This window comes from Actinomadura opuntiae (genome assembly GCF_030283205.1).
Classification (GTDB): Bacteria; Actinomycetota; Actinomycetes; order Streptosporangiales; family Streptosporangiaceae; genus Spirillospora.
Map to the genome: position 1 here is coordinate 87,042 of NZ_JASNWF010000013.1, position 19,056 is coordinate 106,097.

At 73.0% G+C, this 19,056-nt stretch carries 19 protein-coding genes and 1 tRNA gene; 10 read left to right on the forward strand and 10 right to left on the reverse strand.

Features of this window, described 5'->3' with window-relative positions; translation table 11 throughout:
- Positions 1-30: 30 nt before the first annotated feature.
- The 6 genes from QP089_RS27240 to QP089_RS27265 all read left to right on the forward strand — a co-directional run bounded on the left by QP089_RS27240 (position 31) and on the right by QP089_RS27265 (position 6,186).
- Positions 31-804 carry an enoyl-CoA hydratase-related protein gene (locus QP089_RS27240; protein ID WP_285915137.1) on the forward strand — a complete coding sequence of 258 codons (774 nt, stop codon included), beginning with the start codon at positions 31-33 and terminating at the stop codon, positions 802-804.
- Positions 805-905: 101 nt separating this feature from the next.
- Positions 906-979, forward strand: a tRNA-Ile gene (locus QP089_RS27245).
- Between the two features lie 567 nt (positions 980-1,546).
- Positions 1,547-2,233 (forward strand): LppX_LprAFG lipoprotein, encoded by a 687-nt coding sequence (locus QP089_RS27250; RefSeq protein ID WP_285915139.1) that lies wholly within the window; start codon positions 1,547-1,549, stop codon positions 2,231-2,233.
- A complete protein-coding gene (locus tag QP089_RS27255) occupies positions 2,230-3,750 on the forward strand; it encodes an MFS transporter (RefSeq protein WP_285915140.1) in 1,521 nt (506 codons plus the stop codon). The genes QP089_RS27250 and QP089_RS27255 overlap by 4 nt, the downstream gene beginning before the upstream one ends.
- Before the next feature lie 223 nt (positions 3,751-3,973).
- Entirely contained in the window at positions 3,974-5,374 is a 1,401-nt protein-coding gene (locus tag QP089_RS27260) for a WS/DGAT/MGAT family O-acyltransferase (protein WP_285915142.1), read from the forward strand.
- Between the two features lie 209 nt (positions 5,375-5,583).
- Entirely contained in the window at positions 5,584-6,186 is a 603-nt protein-coding gene (locus QP089_RS27265; protein ID WP_285915144.1) for an Rv1733c family protein, read from the forward strand.
- Between the two features lie 21 nt (positions 6,187-6,207).
- Here QP089_RS27265 and QP089_RS27270 read toward each other — a convergent pair whose 3' ends face one another.
- The 5 genes from QP089_RS27270 to QP089_RS27290 all read right to left on the reverse strand — a co-directional run bounded on the left by QP089_RS27270 (position 6,208) and on the right by QP089_RS27290 (position 11,231).
- A complete protein-coding gene (locus tag QP089_RS27270) occupies positions 6,208-6,681 on the reverse strand; it encodes a MarR family winged helix-turn-helix transcriptional regulator (protein ID WP_285915146.1) in 474 nt (157 codons plus the stop codon).
- On the reverse strand, positions 6,678-8,147 hold the full coding sequence (locus QP089_RS27275; protein WP_285915148.1) for an MFS transporter: 1,470 nt from the start codon (positions 8,145-8,147) through the stop codon (positions 6,678-6,680). Before QP089_RS27275 ends, QP089_RS27270 begins: the two co-directional genes overlap by 4 nt.
- Before the next feature lie 104 nt (positions 8,148-8,251).
- Complete coding sequence (locus QP089_RS27280; RefSeq protein WP_285915150.1) at positions 8,252-9,130, reverse strand: ABC transporter ATP-binding protein; 879 nt, start codon at positions 9,128-9,130, stop codon at positions 8,252-8,254.
- A complete protein-coding gene (locus QP089_RS27285; protein WP_285915151.1) occupies positions 9,130-10,167 on the reverse strand; it encodes a FecCD family ABC transporter permease in 1,038 nt (345 codons plus the stop codon). The genes QP089_RS27280 and QP089_RS27285 overlap by 1 nt, the downstream gene beginning before the upstream one ends.
- The gene (locus tag QP089_RS27290) at positions 10,164-11,231 is read right to left on the reverse strand and encodes a FecCD family ABC transporter permease (protein ID WP_285915152.1); all 1,068 of its coding nucleotides are present in this window, start codon (positions 11,229-11,231) and stop codon (positions 10,164-10,166) included. Before QP089_RS27290 ends, QP089_RS27285 begins: the two co-directional genes overlap by 4 nt.
- A gap of 135 nt (positions 11,232-11,366) precedes the next feature.
- Between QP089_RS27290 and QP089_RS27295 the strand changes: the two genes are divergently transcribed.
- Together QP089_RS27295 and QP089_RS27300 are read left to right on the forward strand one after the other, a co-directional pair.
- Positions 11,367-12,395 carry an ABC transporter substrate-binding protein gene (locus tag QP089_RS27295; RefSeq protein WP_285915153.1) on the forward strand — a complete coding sequence of 343 codons (1,029 nt, stop codon included), beginning with the start codon at positions 11,367-11,369 and terminating at the stop codon, positions 12,393-12,395.
- Between the two features lie 19 nt (positions 12,396-12,414).
- A complete protein-coding gene (locus QP089_RS27300) occupies positions 12,415-13,257 on the forward strand; it encodes a siderophore-interacting protein (protein ID WP_285915155.1) in 843 nt (280 codons plus the stop codon).
- On the opposite strand, the gene QP089_RS27305 is transcribed toward QP089_RS27300, so the two are convergent.
- The 4 genes from QP089_RS27305 to QP089_RS27320 all read right to left on the reverse strand — a co-directional run bounded on the left by QP089_RS27305 (position 13,179) and on the right by QP089_RS27320 (position 15,978).
- Positions 13,179-13,838 carry a DUF6939 family protein gene (locus tag QP089_RS27305; RefSeq protein ID WP_446474089.1) on the reverse strand — a complete coding sequence of 220 codons (660 nt, stop codon included), beginning with the start codon at positions 13,836-13,838 and terminating at the stop codon, positions 13,179-13,181. The two genes, QP089_RS27300 and QP089_RS27305, sit on opposite strands and share 79 nt — an antisense overlap.
- Positions 13,839-13,845: 7 nt before the next feature.
- Complete coding sequence (locus tag QP089_RS27310) at positions 13,846-14,055, reverse strand: DUF397 domain-containing protein (protein ID WP_285915159.1); 210 nt, start codon at positions 14,053-14,055, stop codon at positions 13,846-13,848.
- Positions 14,052-14,879 carry a helix-turn-helix domain-containing protein gene (locus QP089_RS27315; RefSeq protein WP_285915160.1) on the reverse strand — a complete coding sequence of 276 codons (828 nt, stop codon included), beginning with the start codon at positions 14,877-14,879 and terminating at the stop codon, positions 14,052-14,054. Before QP089_RS27315 ends, QP089_RS27310 begins: the two co-directional genes overlap by 4 nt.
- 154 nt (positions 14,880-15,033) lie before the next feature.
- The gene (locus tag QP089_RS27320) at positions 15,034-15,978 is read right to left on the reverse strand and encodes a quinone oxidoreductase family protein (protein WP_285915162.1); all 945 of its coding nucleotides are present in this window, start codon (positions 15,976-15,978) and stop codon (positions 15,034-15,036) included.
- A 66-nt stretch (positions 15,979-16,044) separates the two neighbouring features.
- Here QP089_RS27320 and QP089_RS27325 point away from each other — a divergent pair, with 66 nt between their 5' ends.
- Complete coding sequence (locus QP089_RS27325; RefSeq protein WP_285915164.1) at positions 16,045-16,509, forward strand: MarR family winged helix-turn-helix transcriptional regulator; 465 nt, start codon at positions 16,045-16,047, stop codon at positions 16,507-16,509.
- 7 nt (positions 16,510-16,516) lie between these two features.
- Here QP089_RS27325 and QP089_RS27330 read toward each other — a convergent pair whose 3' ends face one another.
- Positions 16,517-16,903 carry a VOC family protein gene (locus QP089_RS27330; RefSeq protein WP_285915165.1) on the reverse strand — a complete coding sequence of 129 codons (387 nt, stop codon included), beginning with the start codon at positions 16,901-16,903 and terminating at the stop codon, positions 16,517-16,519.
- A gap of 67 nt (positions 16,904-16,970) precedes the next feature.
- On the opposite strand from QP089_RS27330, the gene QP089_RS27335 reads away from it, so the two are divergent.
- Positions 16,971-18,956 (forward strand): hypothetical protein, encoded by a 1,986-nt coding sequence (locus QP089_RS27335; RefSeq protein ID WP_285915167.1) that lies wholly within the window; start codon positions 16,971-16,973, stop codon positions 18,954-18,956.
- The last annotated feature ends 100 nt before the right edge of the window (positions 18,957-19,056 follow it).

Consider the following 19,056-nt stretch of genomic DNA (forward strand, 5'->3'; position numbering starts at 1 on the left):
ACGACGAGGGTCTGACGTAACGTCGGGAGCATGAGCGAAGCCGATGACGTCCTCCTCAGCCGCGACGGCGACATCACCACCATCACCATGAACCGCCCGCGCCGCCGCAATGCCCTGTCCAAGGCCTTCCTCCTGCAGCTCACCGGCGCCTTCACCGAGACCGCCGGCACCGACGCCCGCGGGATCGTCCTCGCCGCCAACGGCCCCGTCTTCTCCGCCGGCCACGACTTCGCCGACATGGCCGGAGCCTCCCACGCCGACGTCCGCGACCTCCTGCGCACCTGCACCGTCCTGATGCAGACGATCCAGTCCGTTCCCCAGGTCGTGATCGCCCGCGTCCACGGCCTCGCGACCGCCGCCGGCTGCCAGCTCGTCGCGTCCTGCGACCTCGCCGTCGCCGCCGAGAGCGCCGCGTTCGCCGCCCCCGGCGGCAAGGGCGGCTGGTTCTGCCACACCCCCCTCGTCGCGATCTCCCGCAACATCGGCCGCAAACGCGCCGCCGAAATGGCCCTCACCGGCGACACCGTCGACGCCGCCACCGCCGCCGACTGGGGCCTCGTCAACTACGCCGTCCCCGACGACGACCTCGACAAGGCCACCCTCGCCCTCCTCCAGCGCGCCACCCAGGGCAGCCCCCGCAGCAAAGCCCTCGGCAAACAGGCCATGTACGCCCAGCTCGACCGCCCCGAAGCCGACGCCTACACCTACGCCGTCGAAGTGATGGCCGCTTCCAGCCAGACCCCCGAAGCCCAGGAGGGCATGCACGCCTTCCTGGACAAACGCCGCCCCACCTGGCCCGCCTGACCCGCCCGCCGCCACTTCCCGGTGGCCCCCGCCGACACCCCGCCGCTAGGATGGCACCCGGCACGCCCCCGACCACGCGTCACCGACGGGGCGCCGCCTCCGGGGTGGTAGCTCAGCTGGTCAGAGCAGGAGACTCATAATCTCCCGGTCGCGGGTTCGAGTCCCGCCCGCCCTACGGGCGTGGTGTTCGGCGGCCTTCGGCCGCCTTCCCGCCACCGTGGTGTCTTTCTGGGGGGCGACCCCCAGACCCCCGGTGTGGGGGCTCCGCCCCCCACGGGCTGGGGCCGCATGCTCATCGCCCTTCGGGTGATTTCGCCCTCGCCGCGGTGTCTTTCTGGGGGGCGACCCCCAGACCCCCGATGTGGGGGCTCCGCCCCCACGCCCCCTCCCGGTACCGGTTAGGGGGAAGCGCCGGTCAGCCGGTGGCGAGCGCCCACGCTCGTTGGCAGTGCGAGCACTGATCACACCGCCGCACGGACACGCCGCTTTTGCCGGACCACGCGGCGACCTGGGCCGTCGCGATCGCGTGCGAAGCCGGATTCGAGCTTGCGAGGATCCGATCGCGCAGCGAGCCCCCAGGGCGAGTCGGAGCGATACAGCGATCGCACGCATTGCCCGCCGAAGGAAGGCCCTCTAGGGCCTGACGCCAAGGGCAATGCAAGATAACTCGTACTCCAGGACTAGGGGAAGTCAGACCTGGTACCGAGTGACGGGTGAGGTGACTCGTCGGTAGGGTCCGCGTATGTCCAGACGAATCCTCGGTCTCGTCCCGCTGTCGCTCGCGCTGCTGGCCGGTGCGTGCGGGGGCGGCGGCGGATCCGGCAAGCCGGCGCCGAAGGCGAACTTCGACGGGGCCGCGACGCTGAGGCAGGCGGCAGGCGCGATGGCCGGTCTGAAGAGCGTGGCGTTCACCGTGACGTCGGACGGCAAGACGCCGATCATGGTCAAGGGCGGCGACATGAAGCTGCTCCGGGACGGCGACGCGCAGGGGACGCTGACGCTGGAGCAGTCGGGCCAGAACGTCGAGGCCAAGGTCGTCGCGAAGGGCGAGGCGTTCTACCTGGACGCCGGGACGGGCGGGTGGCGCAAGCTGCCGAAGTCCATGGCGTCGGTGGTGTACGACCCGTCGGCGGTGCTCGACCCGAACCGGGGCATCTCCAAGCTGCTGACGTCGATGCAGGCGCCGAAGGCCGAGGCCGTGGAGAAGGTGGACGGCAAGGAGGCCTACCGGGTCGGGGCGACGCTGCCGCAGGACCAGGTCGGCGGGCTGATCCCCGGGATCGACGACGACCTGGCCGGGCAGGTGTGGGTGAGCAAGGCCGACGGGCGGCTGCTGAAGGTGCGCGGCGCGTTCCCGAAGGGGCAGGGCGCGGTGGTGATCACGTTCACCGGCTTCAACGCCCCCTACAAGATCAGCGCGCCGAAGTGACCGCGCGGCGCGGGATCGCGATCGGGGCCGGCGGCGCGGTGGTGCTGCTGGCCGCGCTGGACGCCTACGTCGTCACGACGATCCTGATGCCGGTGGTCAAGGACCTGGGCGTCCCGGTGAACCGGCTGGAGCGGATCACGCCGGTGCTGACCGGGTTCCTGCTCGGGTACGTGGCGGCGATGCCGCTGCTCGGGCAGTTGTCGGACCGGTTCGGGCGGCGGCCGCTGCTGCAGGCGTGCCTGGTGTTCTTCGCGGCCGGGTCGGTGGTGACGGCGCTGGCGCAGGACGTGCCGGTGCTGACGGCGGGACGGGTCGTCCAGGGGGTGGCGGGCGGTGCGCTGCTGCCGGTGACGATGGCGCTGGCCGGGGACCTGTGGGACGAGCGGCGGCGTCCGGTGGTGCTGGGCGCGGTGGGCGCGGCGCAGGAGTTGGGCAGCGTGCTCGGGCCCCTCTACGGGGCGGGGATCGCGGCGGCGCTGGAGTGGCGCGCGATCTTCTGGATCAACCTGCCGCTGGCCGCGCTGGCGGTGGTGGCGGTGCAGCTCACGGTGCCGGGCGGACGGCCGAAGGGGCCGCGTCCCGGCGTCGATGTGGTGGGCGGGCTGCTGCTGGCGGCGGGTCTGGCGCTGCTGGTCGCGGGTGTCTACAACCCGGATCCGGAGAAGTCGGCGCTGCCGTCGTGGGGGCTGCCCGTGATGGCCGCGGGCGGGGTGGTGCTGGTCGTTTTCGTGGTGTGGGAGATCAAGGCCCGGACGAGGCTGCTCGATCTCACCGGGGTGCGGCGCGGTCCGCTGCTGGCCACGCTGGGTGTGAGCTTCCTGTCGGGAGCGGCGCTGATGGTGACGCTGGTGGACGTGGTGCTGGTCGCGCAGACCGTGCTGAACAAGGACGAGACCGAGGGCGCGCTGCTGCTGACGCGCTTTCTCGTGGCGCTTCCCGTCGCGGCGGTGGTGGGGGGATTCGTCGCGCGGCGGGTCGGCGAGCGGTGGCCGATGGCGGTGGGGATGGTCGTCTCCGCGGTGGGCTATGTACTGATCGCGGGGTGGCCGGCGGATCTGGCGCACGCGTCGTACGGGCCGCTGCCGCGGATGGACGTCGATCTGGTCGTGACGGGGCTCGGGCTGGGCCTGGTGATCGCGCCGGTGTCGTCGGCGGTGCTGGCGTTCGTCCCGGCGGCGCGGCACGGCGTCGCGTCGGCGGCCGTGGTGGTGGCGCGGATGATGGGGATGCTGCTCGGCGTCTCGGCGCTGTCGGCGTGGGGGTTCCACCGTTTCCACGCGCTGACGGCGCACCTGCAGCCGCCGCTGCCGTTCCTGATGTCGAAGGCGGAGTTCGCGAAGCAGATGACCGTGTACAAGGCGGCGGTGCAGGACGCGCTGCGGACCGAGTACCGGGAGATCTTCTGGATCACGGCCGGGATGTGCGTGCTGGGCGCCGTGCTGGCGCTGGCGGCGGGCGCGCGGCGGGACGGCGCGGAGCCGTCGCCGGAGCCGGAGGAGAGCTTGGCCGCGCGCTGACCTCGCGTTTCGCCAAAGAATCAAGGGCCGGAAGAAATCTGGCCGGATGTGGCCATGCTCGGGTGCCACCTCGCTCACACCGGCCGCATTGACCTCGCCGTTCACAGGGCGCATGGTTACCGTGACTTCTTCCGCCGCCCGCGCCCCGGCGGTCCGGCCGGTGGCGCGCCTCCCCCCGACCCCCCGCGGAACGCGGCAGAAAGACGGTGAGCCCGTGCATCGCATGAGCGGACTGGACGCCAGCTTCTACCTCCTGGAGGACGAGAACACACCCCTGCACGTCGCCTCGGTCGTCGTGTTCGAGGGCCCGGCGCCCTCGTACGGCGACGTGGTCAGGACGATCGCGGCCAAGCTTCCGCTCGTCCCCCGGTACCGGCAGCGCGTGCGGGGTGTCCCGCTGCACCTCGGCCGGCCCGTCTGGGTGGACGATCCGCACTTCAACATCCTCTACCACGTCCGGCACACCGCCCTCCCGGCGCCGGGCAACGACGAGCAGCTGCGCAACCTGTCCGGCCGGGTGCTCGCGCAGCGCCTCGACCCGGCCAAGCCGCTGTGGGAGATCTGGCTGGTCGAGGGCCTGACCGGCGGGCGCTGGGCGCTGATCGCCAAGGTGCACCACTGCATGGTGGACGGCATCGCCGGCATGGACCTGGCGACGGTGATGTTCGACCTGTCCCCCGAGTTCGAGCAGCCCCGCGAGGGCGAGCCGTGGGAGGCCCAGCCCGAGCCGTCCGACCTGGCGCTGCTGGCCGACGCCGCGCGCCGCACCGTCACCCGGCCGCTGCGCCAGCTCACGGACGTGGCGCGCACCGCGGGCGCGGTCCGGGAGGCGCACCGGCTGCGCGAGTTCGTCTCCGGCCTGAGCCGCGCCACGGCCCGCCTCGCCAGCCCGTCGGCGGGCTCCCTGAACGGCCCGATCGGCCCGCACCGGCGCTGGTGCTGGCAGCGGGTGCCGCTGGACGAGGTGAAGGCGGTCCGCAAGGCGCTCGGCGGGACGGTCAACGACGTCGTCCTGACCGCGGTGTCCGCCGGGTACCGCGACCTGCTGAACGCGCGGGGGCGGCTGGAGGAGGACACCGTCGTGCGGACGGCGGTGCCGGTGTCGCACCGGGGCGCCGACGAGCGCGGCGAGATGAACAACCGGGTCGCAGCGGTGTTCGTGAACCTGCCGGTCGGCGTGGACGATCCGCTCGAGCGGCTGCGCCGCGTCCGCGAGCAGACCGACGACGTCAAGCGCAGCAACCAGGCCGCCGGGACGCAGGCGATCACCCGGCTGACCGACACCGCCGTGGCGCCGGCCCTGCTGTCGCTGGCCGCGCGGATCCCGGTGCGGCTGCGCCAGGACATCGTCCAGACCGTCACGACGAACGTCCCCGGCCCGGACTTCCCGCTGTACGTGATGGGGCGCCGGGTCCTGGAGATGCACCCGTACGTGCCGCTGACCGGCGGCATCCGGGTCGCGACCGCGATCGTCTCCTATTGCGGGACGCTGCATTTCGGGATCACCGGCGATTTCGACGCGATGCCCGATCTGGACGTCCTGGCCAAGGGCCTGCAGGGCGGGCTGGACGAGCTGGCGCGGGCGGCGGCCGAGGCCCGCCCCGCGGCGCCGCCCGCCCGCTGAACGGCGCCGAACGGCCCTGAACGGCACTGAACGCCGCTGAACACCGCCGAGGCGATGGCCGGATCCGGTCATCGCCTCGGCATACCCCGCGCCGGCTGGGAGAGGATTCGGTCACCGGTCATGTGCCGATCATCGAACTCGGGAATATCCTGGGGAGAGAGGGTCCAGGACCTCTTGCCGGGTGGGCACACCCCGGGGAGGTGACGCAGATGCGCGGGTCCGGCAGCGGACAGGGAGGCGGGCCGCTCACCAGGCTGCGCCGCAGGTTCGGCTGGGAGCACAACGAGCTGCGCCGCCGCGTCGACCGCGTCCAGCGGCTGATCGGCCTCGGGCTGCTCGTGCTGCTGCTCGCGGTCGCGCCGCCGCTGGCGATGTGGGCGGGCACGTGGTCCTACCAGGCGGGCAGCGGCGCCGAACGCGCGGAGCGGGCGCAGCGCCACCAGGTCGTCGCCACGGTCGTCTCGACCGGCGGCATCGGGTCGTCCGGTGACCGCTACATCCACGAGACGGTGCAGGCGAACTGGCCGGGCGCCGACGGCTCGGTCCGCACCGGGACCCTGCCCAGCTGGAAGAACGCCAAGGTGGGCGCGCACCGGACGATCTGGATCGACGCGAAGGGCGAGCCGACCGTGCGTCCCCGCCCGCACAGCCGCACGGTCACCGACGCGGCCTACGCCGCCACGGCCGCGGTCCTCGCCGTCGCGACCCCGGTCCTGCTGGCCTACGTGCTCGTCCGCCGCCGCTGCGACCGCCACCGCGACGCGCTGTGGGAGGCCGACTGGGCCCGCATGGACGCCGCCGGCCAGCGCTGACGGCCCTTCTCGCGCGGGGTCTCAGTGGTCCTCGACCAGGCGGGCGGCCACGCGGTCGAGGACGGCCAGGTCCTCCGGCGGGAGCTCGTACAGGGCGGCGGGCGGGGTGCCGAGGATGCGCTCGGCCTCGGCGGCGGCCGCGCGGCCGGCGCCGGTGACGGTCACGATCTTGGAGCGCCGGTCGGCGGGGTTCGCGGTGCGCTCGACGAACCCCCGCTCCACCAGGTCGTCCACCACCAGGGTGATGTAGGGGCGGTCGGTGCCGAGCAGGTCGGCGAGGCCGCGCAGGGTGAGCGGCTCCGGCGCGGCGGCCAGCCGGCGCAGCACCTTGGTCCGGAAGAAGCTCATCCCGAGCGCCTCGGCGACCTCGGCGCGCCGGTCGCCCCGCTCCTGCATCAGCGTCCACAGGTTGCTCCAGACGCGGCGGGCCGCATCCGGCTCGGCGCCGGGCGCCGGTCCGGACGCGGCGCCGGGGCGGGGCCCGGGCTGGTTCATCGGGTGCTCGCTCCCGTCACGTGGCGTCCGCCGGAGGGCGGCTCGGCGGTCTCGAACAACGCGGCCGTCCGCTCGGCGCTGCGCGCGGCGCGGCGGCCGGTGGTGACCACGCCGAGCACCAGCACGGCGGCGGCGCAGCCGGCCAGCACCCAGTATGCCGGGCGCGCGGCGTCCACGAAGGCGGCGCCGCCGGACCGGGAGCCGGACGTGCCGGCGGCCAGCACCGCGCCGATCACCGCGACGCCGAGCGCGTTGCCGACCTGCCGGCTGGTGGAGGCGACGGCGGCGGCGACGCCCGCCTGGGCGCGCGGCATCCCGGACACCGCGGTGTTGGTGATCGGCGAGTTGACCATGCCGAACCCGATGCCGAACAGCACGTAGGCGGCGAACAGCGTGACGTTGCGGGTCTCGGCGTCGAAGACCGCCATCAGCAGCGCGCTGGCGAGGGTGGCGGCGCCCGCGGCGACGAGCGAGGCGCGCGGGCCGCGGCTGCCGACGAGGCGTCCCGACAGCGGCGCGAACACGGCGCTCATCGCGGCCATCGGCAGCAGGTACAGTCCGGCGTGCAGGGCCGACAGCCCCCGGACGTCCTGCAGGTAGAGGGCGTTGAGGAACATGAAGCCGCCGAACGCGGCGAACACCGACACCGCGATCACGGTCGCGCCGGCGAACGGGACGCTGCGGAAGAACCGCAGGTCGATCAGCGGTTCGGGGGCGCGCAGCGCGTGCCCGACGAACCCGGCCAGCGACAGCGCGGCGGCGATCGCGGCGCCGAGGACGGCGGGGTCGCCCCAGCCGCGCCCGGGCCCCTCGATGATCGCGTAGGTCAGGGCGCCGAGCAGCACGATCATGAAGGCCTGGCCGGCGGGGTCGGCGCGGCGCGGCCGCTCGGCGCGCGACTCGGGCACGTACAGCGCGGTCAGCGCGAGCGCGGCCAGCCCGATCGGCACGTTCAGCCAGAAGATCGAGCGCCAGCCGACCGAGTCGACCAGCACGCCGCCGACCAGCGGGCCCATCGCCATGCTGAGCCCGACGACGGCGCCCCACACGCCGATGGCGCGGGCGCGCTCGCGCGGCTCGGTGAACACGTTGGTGATGATCGACATCGCGACCGGGTTGAGCATCGAGCCGCCGACGGCCTGCACGACGCGGGCGCCGACGAGCCAGCCGAGCGACGGGGCGAGGCTGCACAGCACCGAGCCGAGCACGAACAGCGCGAGCCCGGTCTGGAAGACGCGGCGGCGGCCGATCCGGTCGGCGGTGGAGCCGGCGAGGATGAGCAGGGAGGCCAGCACGATGAGGTAGGCGTCGATGGTCCACTGCAGGCCGGACACCGAGCTGTGGAAGTCGCGCCGCAGGGTGGGCAGCGCGACGTTGAGGATGGTGTTGTCCAGGCTGACGATGAGCAGGCTCATGCAGCAGATGGCCAGCACCAGCATCCGGCGGCGGGGGGTGAGGTCGGTCAAGCGGACTCCAATCGTTGTACCCCTATAACCGTTATAAGCGTACAACTATTTCTGGACGTCGCACACCTGGCTTTCGTGTCCCTCGTCACGCCGTTCGCGCCCGGTCAGCAGGCGCGGGCGTCCTCCACCGCGCGGACGTCTCCGGACGCGTCGTCGGCGTCGCGCGCGAACTCGGCCGCGCGGGCGTCGCGGGTGGCGCGCGCGGCGGGGACGACCAGCGGCGTCCCGGTCTCCGGGCACTCGATCACCCGGCACGGGAGCCGGAACACCTCCTCGACCAGCTCGGCCGTCACCACCGTCCCCGGCTCGCCCTCCGCCACGATCGCGCCGTCCCGCATCGCGATCATGTGGGTGGCGTACCGGGCCGCGTGGTTCAGGTCGTGCAGGACGGCGACGACGGTGCGGCCCTCCTCGTGCAGCCGCGCGCACAGGTCCAGCACCTCGATCTGGTGCGCGATGTCGAGGTAGGTGGTCGGCTCGTCCAGCAGCAGCAGCGGCGTCTCCTGCGCGAGCGCCATCGCGATCCACACCCGCTGCCGCTGCCCGCCCGACAGCTCGTCCACCGCGCGGTCGGCCAGCGCGGCGACGCCGGTGGCCTCCATCGACGCGGTGACGACCCGCTCGTCCTCGCGGGACCACTGCCGCAGCAGCCCCTGGTGCGGGTACCGGCCGCGCGACACCAGGTCGGCGACCGTGATCCCCTCCGGCGCGATCGACGACTGCGGCAGCAGCCCGAGCGTGCGCGCCAGCTTCTTGGCGGGCCAGCCCGCGATCGGCTCGCCGTCCAGCACGACCGTGCCGGACGCGGGCTTGAGGATGCGCGCGAGCGCCCGCAGCAGCGTCGACTTGCCGCACGCGTTCGGCCCGACGATCACGGTGAACGAGCCGTCCGGCACCGTGACGTCGAGGTCCCGCGTGATGGTGCGCCTGTCGTAGGCGAGGGTGAGGCCCGAGCCGCTGAGCCGCGCGTTCGCGTCCTTCATCAAATCCGTCCCGTCTTGCGTTGGGTCACCAGGAGCCAGACCAGGTATCCGCCGCCGAGCAGCCCGGTCACCACGCCGACCGGGAGCTGGTGGCCGGTGAACGCGCGCTGCGCGGCCCAGTCGGCGGCCACCAGCAGCGCCGCGCCCATGCACATGGACGGCAGCAGGTTGGGGCCGGGCGTGCGGGTCAGCCGGCGGGCGAGCTGCGGCGCGGTCAGCGCCACGAACGACACCGGTCCGGCCGCCGCCGCGGCGAACGAGGTGAGCAGCACGGCCGCGGCCAGCATGATCAGCCGCGCCCGCTCGATCGGGACGCCGAGGCCGTGCGCCGCGTCGTCGCCCATCTCCAGCATCCGCAGCGCGCGCCCGCAGCCGACCACCACCAGCGGGCCGAGGACGGCGAGCGCGGCGAGGACCGGCGCCGCGTCGGCCCAGTCCCGCCCGTCCAGGCTGCCGGTCAGCCACAGCACGGCGCGCGCCGCGTCGGTGATCTTCGCCTGGGTGAGCAGGTAGCCGTTCACGCCGGTGAGGATCGCGGCGACGCCGATGCCGACGAGGATCAGCCGCTGCCCGTGCGCGCCGTGCCGGCCGGCCACCGCGTACACGACCGCGCCGGTGAGCAGCCCGCCCGCTGCGGCGCCCGCCGCGACGGCCGCGCTGCCGCCGCCGGTCAGCACGATCACGCCGAGCACGCCGGTCGCGGCGCCCTGGGTGAAACCGAGCACGTCGGGGCTGCCGAGCGGGTTGCGGGTCAGCGACTGGAAGATCGCGCCGGCCAGCCCGAGCGCGGCGCCGACCGCGAGCCCGGCCGCCGCGCGCGGCAGCCGGATCTCGTTGACGATCAGCGAGTCTGCGGGCGAGCCGTGGCCCAGCAGCGTCCGGACGACGTCGGCGGGGCTCATCGGGAAGTCGCCGCTGCCGATCAGCAGCACGCTGACGCCGAGCGCGACGGCCAGGCACAGGACGGCGACGGCGAGCGCGCGCGGCCGGAACCGCAGCGACACCCCGTTCGGCGTCCTGATGACGGCGGGCCTCACGACGCGACCGCCTTGCCGCGCGGGCGCCGGACGAAGTAGAGGAACACCGGCCCGCCGGCCACCACCATGACGACCCCGACCTGGAGTTCGGACGGCCGCACGACGACGCGTCCGAGCACGTCCACGGCCAGCATCAGCGCGGGCGCGAGCACCGCGCAGTACGGCAGCAGCCACCGCAGGTCGGGCCCGGTGAGCGCGCGGACGAGGTGCGGCACCATCAGCCCGACGAAGATGATCGGCCCGCAGGCCGCCGTCGCCGCGCCGCACAGCAGCGTGACCGTGACGATCGCCACGATCTTGGCACGTCCGGGCCGGGCGCCGAGCGCGCGCGCCGCGTCCTCGCCCATCGCCATCGCGTTCAGCGGACGGGCCAGCAGCAATGCGAGCACGAGCCCGATCACGACGAACGGCGCGACCTTCTCGACCGTGGACGTCTGCGCGGCGGCGAGGGAGCCGACCGTCCAGAACCGCATCCGGTCGAGCGACGCGGTGTCGAGCAACTGGACGGCGTTGACGTAGGAGTACAGCGCGGCGTTGAGCGCGGACCCGGCGAGCGCGAGCCGCGCGGGCGTCGCGCCGCGCCCGCCGCCGACCGCGTACAGCAGGACCGCCACCACCCCGGCGCCCGCGAACGCGAACCATACGAACCCGGCGAACGACACGATGCCGAGGAAGGAGATCGCGGACACCACCGCGGCGGACGCACCCGCGTTGATGCCGAGCAGCCCGGGGTCGGCGAGCGGGTTGCGGGTCAGCGCCTGCATCACCGCGCCCGCCAAGCCGAGCGCGATGCCGGCGAGCAGCCCGAGCAGGGTGCGCGGCAGCCGCATCTGGTGGACGACGGTGTAGGACGCCGAGCCCTCGTGAAAGAGCCCGTCCCACGCCTGCCCGACCGACAGCGGTTTCGCGCCGGCCGCGAGGCTCGCCACGACGACCGCCAGCAGGAGGAGCACCGCCGCGACGAGCCCTGACGCGCGGGCGGAATGGCGCCGCACCGGCGCCGGCGCGAGGGCGGCTGGCGCGCGCGCCGGGGCCGTCGGCTGCGCGGTTCTGGTCAACGGCACGGGCTGGCTCCGGGGGGACGGACGGGGGCGGTGGTCCGCCCCCTGCCACTGGACAACGACTTAGGTTAGGTTAACCTAAGCGCCCATCGGGCCGGAATCCGGCCATCACGGTCGATCAGAGATGAGCAGCCGAAAATGCGGACAGTCCCCTCGCCCTCCTTCACCCGCCGCGGTCTTCTCGGTGCCGGCGGCACCGTCGCGCTCGGCGCCCTCATCAGCGCGTGCGGCGGAAGCGGCGACGGGAACGGCGAGGCGTCCCCCTCCGGCGGCGCGTGGACCTTCACCGACGACCGCGGCACCGCCGTCCGGCTCAAGGCGCGCCCGCAGCGCGTCGTCGGCTACGTCGGCGCCCTCGCCGCCCTCTACGACTTCGGCGTCGACAAGCAGCTCGTCGGGGTGTACGGCCCGACGAAGCTCAAGGACGGCAAGCCCGACCCGCAGGCGGGCGACCTGCCCGTCGACCGGCTGACCATCATCGGCAACGCCTACGGCGAGTTCAACATCGAGAAGTACGCCTCGCTCCGCCCCGAGCTGCTCGTGGACAACATGTTCGTGCAGAACGAGCTCTTCTATGTGCCCGCCGAGAGCAAGGAGAAGATCTACGCGCTGGCGCCGCAGGCCGCGATCTCCACCGGCGCGGTCGCGCTGCCCAAGCCGATCGAGCGGACCGCCGCGCTCGCCGCCGCGCTCGGCGCCGACCTGAAGTCCGCCAAGGTCACCGCCGCCAAGGCCCGCTTCGACAAGGCAGTCGAGTCGCTGCGCGCCGCCGCGAAGGCCAACGCGGGACTGAAGGTGCTCGCCGCGTCCGCCAGCCCCGACCTCTTCTACGCCTCCAGCCCCGCCAAGAACACCGACCTCATCTACTTCAAGGAGCTCGGCGTCGACCTCGTCGTCCCCGACAAGCTCGGCCAGGACGGCTACTTCGAGAGCCTGAGCTGGGAGAACGCCGACAAGTACAAGGCCGACGTCATCATGCTCGACAGCCGCACGCAGGCCCTGCAGCCCAAGGACCTCGGCTCCAGGCCGTCCTGGAAGGACCTGCCCGCGGTGAAGGCCGGGCAGGTCGTCCCCTGGCAGCCCGAGCCCCGCTTCTCCTACGAGGGCTGCGCCCCGATCATCGAGGCCCTCGCCGCGACGATCCGTTCCGCGAAGAAGACCGGCTGACCCACCGAAAGGGACAGTGATGAGGACCCCCAGCGACCCGTACGCCTTCTTCGACCTGCACGTCCTGCGCGCCGCGCCGCTCGGCCCCTCGATGGTGCGCGTCACCTTCGGCGGGACGTGCCTGGACGGCGGCCCCCGCGGCTTCGTCACCGGCGGGCGCGACCAGCGGTTCAAGATCTTCCTGCCGCACCCGCACCAGGACGCGCCCGTCATGCCGGACGACTGGTCGCCCGACACCTGGTTCGCCGACTGGCGCGCCCTCGACCCGAACGAGCGCGGCATCATGCGCTCCTACACCGTGCGGGCGCAGCGCCCCGGCGAGCTCGACGTCGACTTCGCGCTGCACCCCGGCGGGACGTCCGGCCCCGCGTCCCGCTGGGCGTCGGCCGCCGCCCCCGGCGACCGCGTCGTCGTCCTCGGCCCCACCGGCCCCGACAACGGCGGCTACGACTTCCGCCCGCCGGACGGCCGTCCCGTGGTGATCGCGGGCGACCTCACCGCGCTCCCGGCCATCGCCGGGAACCTCGACTGGCTGCCCGCCGGAACGCCCGCGCGGGTGTTCGTCGAGACCCCGTACCCCGACGACCGCCAGGACCTGCCGACCGAGGCCGACGCGGAGATCGGCTGGGTCTCCCCCGGCGGCCTCCTCGACGCCGTCCGCGGCTCATCGCTCCCGGACGACGCCTACGCGTGGATCGCGGGCGAGGCCGCCACCGTGAAGGCGCTGCGCCGGCACCTGGTGAAGGAGCGCGGCATCGACCGCCGCTCGGTCACCTTCACCGGCTACTGGCGGCGCGGCGCCACCGAAGAGGACCTGCTCGCCGAAGTGGTCGCGGGCGGCAGCCCCGCCACCGAGGAGTAGGGCCAGCGGTTCTCGGCGAACCGCCCGACCAAGGCCGCGTGCGACAGGGGCGTGGACAGATCGTCCACGTCCCCGTTGACGGTGTAGTCGAGCAGCACCACTTCCCCGAGGCGCCGCAGCTCCTCCACCAGGTGCGCGACCTTGTTCTCCAGCACCCATCGGTATGCGGGCAGGTAGATCTCTCTCCTGGCCCGCCCGTAGGGCAGCAGCTCGTCCCCTTCGAGCCCCGCCCGGTGCCCCCGCACCGGGCCGTACCTGCGGACCGTCCGCTTGATCCCCCTCATCGACGTCACCGCCAGCTTGGACGCGTCCACGTCCGCGCCGTCGAACACCTTCAACGCCTGCCAGATCCCCTCCACCGACGCGGCCGTCACCCCGTCCGAGAACGGCACCGGTATGCCCCCGTGCGGGTAGAACGGACTGAACCGCACCCACGGCTCCGGCCCGCGCGACGTCACGTCCAGCACCACCGCCCCGGGCCACTGGGCCACCACCGACTCCCGCGCCCGCCGCCGACTCGCCACATGAATCCCCACACCGGGCACCCTCCCACCCGCCACCGACAATCCACCGCCGGCCACGAAGCGATCAGCCGATGTCGTGCCCGCCGCACTTCACCCGCTGCGCGAACGCCCGCCATTCGGCGGCCGAAAAGACCAGCGCAGGACCGTCCGCATCCTTGGAGTCCCGCACACCGACCCTCTTAGCCAGGGACGCCACCTCGACGCAGGCACCGCCGGTGTCACCGCTACGACTGCTCTTCCGCCACCGGACCTTCGACGTGCCACGGATGCTCACAGACCCTCCAAGATCTCATGAAGCAACTTCACCGACTCGTCGGCGGACAGTGCTGCACCCCTTATCAGATCGAGACGTCGCGCATACGCCCGCACGGTGTCGGTCCGTTCGATCAACTGTCCACCCACATGACCTTCAACGTACGCCACGTCCGGCCCCTCGTCGAAGCCCAAAAGCATGAAGGCCCCCATGACCCCTGGATAGGAGCCCTTGGCACTCGGGACGATTTGCAATGTGACGTTCAACCGGTCGGCCAGGTTGATCAGGTGCTGCAGCTGGCCACGCATGACCTCGGGCCCTCCGACGGGCCTCCGGAGGGCGTACTCGTCGAAGACCACGACGACGTGGCAGGCGTCCTCCCCTTCGAGGATTGACTGGCGAGCGAGCCGCGTCGTCACGAGTTCCTCGGTCTCCTCCGGAGTTCGCCCATCCTTCAGTTGAGCGTAGGCGTAGTCCTGTGTCTGGAAGAGGCCGGTCACGGCCATGGCTTCGAAGGTGTGAATCACTCGCGCCACGGCTTCGCGCTCCAGGAATTCGGCGAAGCCGGGTGGGAGGATGAGGAGGTACCCGAGATCTTGGATCCATTCCCAGATGCGATGGAATGACCCTTTCGTCTCGAAGAAGGTGTCGCAGTCCTTCGCGAAGTTCTCGGACGGGGCGCTGGTGCCGCTCTCGACCTGGCCGATCCGCTGGGGCGAGTATCCGAGCTTCGCCGCGAGCTGGGGGCGTCCGAGGTCCGCGGCTTCGCGGCATGCGCGCAGTTCGGCGGCGAAGTACTCGACGGGGTTCTTCGGGATTCCGAGGTCACGGGGACGACGGGGCATCGTTGCCTCCAGGGGGTCGGAGACCGCCGCGAGCCTTCACTAACCCCGGCGGCTTTTCCGACCATAAGACGGCCCCGGAAAACTGTGAAGCAATCATCGAAAGAAAATCGGTCCGCTTTCTTTCGTTCGATGGATAATCCCAGCGAAAGTCGGCTCATAGGACCAAAACGGTGCGGCGGCCGTTCTCGGGACGCGTCCAGGCGTCCTCAATGTCGGCGAGCGGCACGGCCTCGGCGTCGAGGACGATCTCGCCCTCGGCCACAAGGCCGAGCATCCGGTCGAACGCGGCCGCCGCCTCCTCGATCGACGGCGAGCCACCCGTCCCGCCGCCGATCACCTCGACGCGCGCCGCACGCAGCGCCATTGCGGGGACCTCCGCTGTGGCGCCCGCCGACATACCGACCAGGATGTACCTGACGCGCCGTTCATTGCCCCGCGACAGCGCGGCGAAGGCGGCCTCCGCCGGAGCGCCCCACAGGTAGTCGACGACCAGGTCATAGGGCCCGTGCGCAGTGATGGCATCGACCACCTCGTCCTTCGGCCGGTCGAGCCGGACGACGGCGTCCGCACCGAGCGCGTCGAGGACCGAGCGATCGCGTCCGGCCGCGACGACCCGCGCCCCTTCCCGCTTCGCCACCTGCACCGCGATCCGTCCGGACGCCCCGGTGGCGCCGAGCACCAGCACCGTCTTTCCCGGGCCGGCCCCGCCCTCCCACACGACCGTCTTCCAGGCTGCGCCGCCGGGGTTCAGCAGGGCGGCCGCCGTCACGTCGTCCACGCCGGCCCGGACCGGGAACCACAGGCCCCGCCGCACGAGCGCCCGCTCGGCCATCCCGCCGTACGGCGTCACCGGGCCGAAGAACGCCACTCGGGTGCCGTCGTCCAGCCTCCCCACCCCGTCCGCGCCCACCACCTGCGGGAACACGGTCGGGCTCGCGGGATGCAGCCCCTCGGCCCACCACCGGTCGAACGGCTTCAGCGCCGCCGCGCCCACCGTCACGACCGCCTCGCCCGCTCCCGCCACCGGCGCGGGGAACTCCCCGTAGCGCGGCACCTCCCCGATCCCGTGCAGTACCGCCGCCCGCATGACGTCCGGCATGGCCCCTCCCGCGATCCGTTCACTTTGAACGGAACACTAGCCGAGGATCCGTGCATAATGAACGGGATGGCGGACGAGGACTACTACGACGTCTGGCTCGACATGCTCGGCCGGACGTCGCGGCCGCGTTTCGTCGCGCTGATCCTCGACCTCGCCGGCGTCACGCTCGACCCGGACCTGTGCCGCTACCTCATCCACCTGGACCTGCGCGGCCCGACCGGCGTGCTCGACCTCGCCGAGCTGGTCGACCACAACCATCCGAAGGTCAGCCGCTCCCTGGCACGCCTGGAGGATCTCGGCCTGGTGGCGCGCGCCGAAGCCCCCCATGACCGCCGCGTCAAGACGGCCGAGCTCACGCCTGAAGGCCAGCGCGTGGTCGCGTCGATCAACCAGGGCCGGCGGCGGCTGCTGGAGAAGGCGTTCGCCGGGTGGAGCGACCGCGACCGCGCCGACCTGGCGCGCCTCACCCGCCGGTTCTCCGACAGCGTCCAAGCCCTCATCGACGCCCGCGAGACACCGCCGGACGCCTAGCGGCGGCTCACTGCGAACCGGACGGTGCGTGGCTCAGGTCGACGACGCAGAAGAGGTTGCCGTCGGGGTCGGCGAGGACGACGAAGTCCGGGTCCGGCGGGTACAGGTCCCAGTCGACCCGGCTCGCGCCGAGCCCGACCAGCCGCTCGACCTCGGCCTCCTGCTCGGCCGCGCTGTCGACGAACAGGTCGAGGTGCAGGCGCGGACGGGGCTCGGCGGGCGACTCGCTGCGCATCAGCCCGAGCGCGCGGCCCGAACCGTCCGCGTGGTTCAGCGTCCGCCAGCCCGGACTCTCGAACTCCGGGCTCGGCACCAGGTCCAGCGCCGCCGTCCAGAACGCCACGGCGCGCGGAAGGTCCTCCACACCGATCACGGGAAAGCCAAGCCTCAACATGGGCCCGAGTCTAGGAGCACCGGTTCCGTGGCGCCGCGCCCGTCCCCCGGTGTATTCATGGGACCAAATGGATATCGAGGATCTCTCGGACGCGGAGCGCGTGATCTGGGACGCCTTCCCGCGCGCCGGCAAGGTCGATCTGACGGGCACCGGGGAGGCGGTCCGGGGCGAGGTCCTCGCGGCGCTGCTGCTCGGCGCCCGGCCCGCCGACGCCGGGCAGGTCCCCGCGCTGCGCCTCACGGGGGCGCGGATCAGCGGCGTCCTCGACCTGTCCTTCGCCGAGGTGCGGTACGCGGTGCTGCTGCGCGACTGCACGTTCGACGAGCCGCCCGCCCTGTACGGCGCCCGGGTGCGGCAGTTCAGCCTGACCGGCTCGCGCCTGCCCGCCCTCCACGCCTCCGACTCGCAGGTCGACGGGCTCCTCTGGCTGCGGAACTGCCGGTTGGACGGCCCGCTGCAACTCGTCGGCACCCGCATCGACGGGACGCTGTCGCTGCGCTCGGCCCGCCTCGCGGGCGTCGAGGCCAACGCGCTGACCGTCGTCCGCAACATCGACGCCACCGACGCGGAGATCACCGGCGAGGTCATGCTGCACGGCGTCCACGTCGGCGGGACCTGCGTCCTCAACGGCGCCCGCCTGTCCAACCCCGGGGCGGTGGCGCTGAACGCCGACGGCATCGAACTGCCGTCCGGGCTGCACGCCGAGGCGCTCACCGCGGACGGCGAGGTCCGGCTGCCGGACGCGCGGATCGGCCGCCGTCTCGTCATGACCGGCGCGCGGCTGTCCAACCCCGGCGGCACCGCCCTCGACGCCGACCGCGCCCGCATCGACGGGGCCGCCGTCCTGGACGCGGGGTTCCGCGCCGACGGCAAGGTCAGCATGCGCTCCGCGGTGATCGGCGGAACCCTGCTGCTCAGCGGCGCCGACCTCGACGCCCCCGGCGGCACGGCGCTGAACGCCCGCCTGATCAGCGTCGGCAGCAGCCTGCGCGCCGCGGACGGGTTCCGGACCCGGGGACGCGTCTGCCTGGACTCGGCGACCGTCCAGGGCGCGGCCGACTTCACCGGCGCGCACCTCGCCGACCCCGGCGGCCAGGCGCTCAGCCTGTGCCGCGCCGAGGTCACCGGCGGCCTCGCCGGCGGGGGCCTGCGCGCCGACGGCGAGATCCGGCTGCTCGACACCGTCGTCGGCGCCAGCGTCGAGTTCGGCGGCGCCCGCCTGTCCAACCCCGGCGGCCGGTCGCTCACCGGCTACGGCCTGACCGTCAGCGGCGTCCTGAACTGCCACGAAGGGTTCACCGCCGACGGGCGCGTGTCGCTCGCCGGCGCCCGCGCCGGCGAGCTCGACTTCGACGACGCGACCATCAACGGCTTCGAGGACATCGCGCTCGGCCTCCGCCGCGTCCGCGCGGAGATGCTCTGGTTCACCCGCTGCACACTGTCCACCGGAACCGTCGACCTGCGGCACGCCCGCATCGACGTGCTCCGCGACGACCCCGCCCGCTGGCCGCCCCGCCCCCGGCTCGACGGCTTCGTCTACCAGACCCTCGACAAGCCCGGCCCGCTCCCCGCCCGCCTCGCCTGGCTGGACGCCGCCGACGGCTACCACCCGCAGCCCTACGAGCAACTCGCGACCGTCTTCCAGGGCATGGGCCGCGACGCCGAGGCCCGCACCGTCCGCCTCGCGAAACAACGCCGCCGACGCCGCACCCTCGGGCTCCCCGCCCGCGCCTGGGGCGTCGCCCAGGACTGGACCGTCGGCTACGGCTACCGCCCCCTCCGCGCCGGCGCGCTCCTGGCGGCACTCCTCCTCATCGGCACCCTGGTCTTCGCCGCCCACCACCCCCTCCCCCTCAAAAAGGACGAGGCCCCCGCCTTCAACCCGTTCCTCTACACCCTCGACCTGCTCCTACCGATCATCAGCTTCGGCCAGGAACTCGCCTTCAACCCCCGAGGCCCCTACCAATGGCTCGCCGCCGCCCTCATCGCCTCAGGCTGGATCCTCGCCACCACCATCGCCGCCGGCATAACCAGAGTCCTCTCCCGCCAATGACCAGGAAGCTTCGCGAGACTCCGCACGAACCACCACGCCTCCCCCAGGACGCCCGGCACTCAGTCAGCCACCCAATACAGCAGTCAGGCCCGTTCCCGGC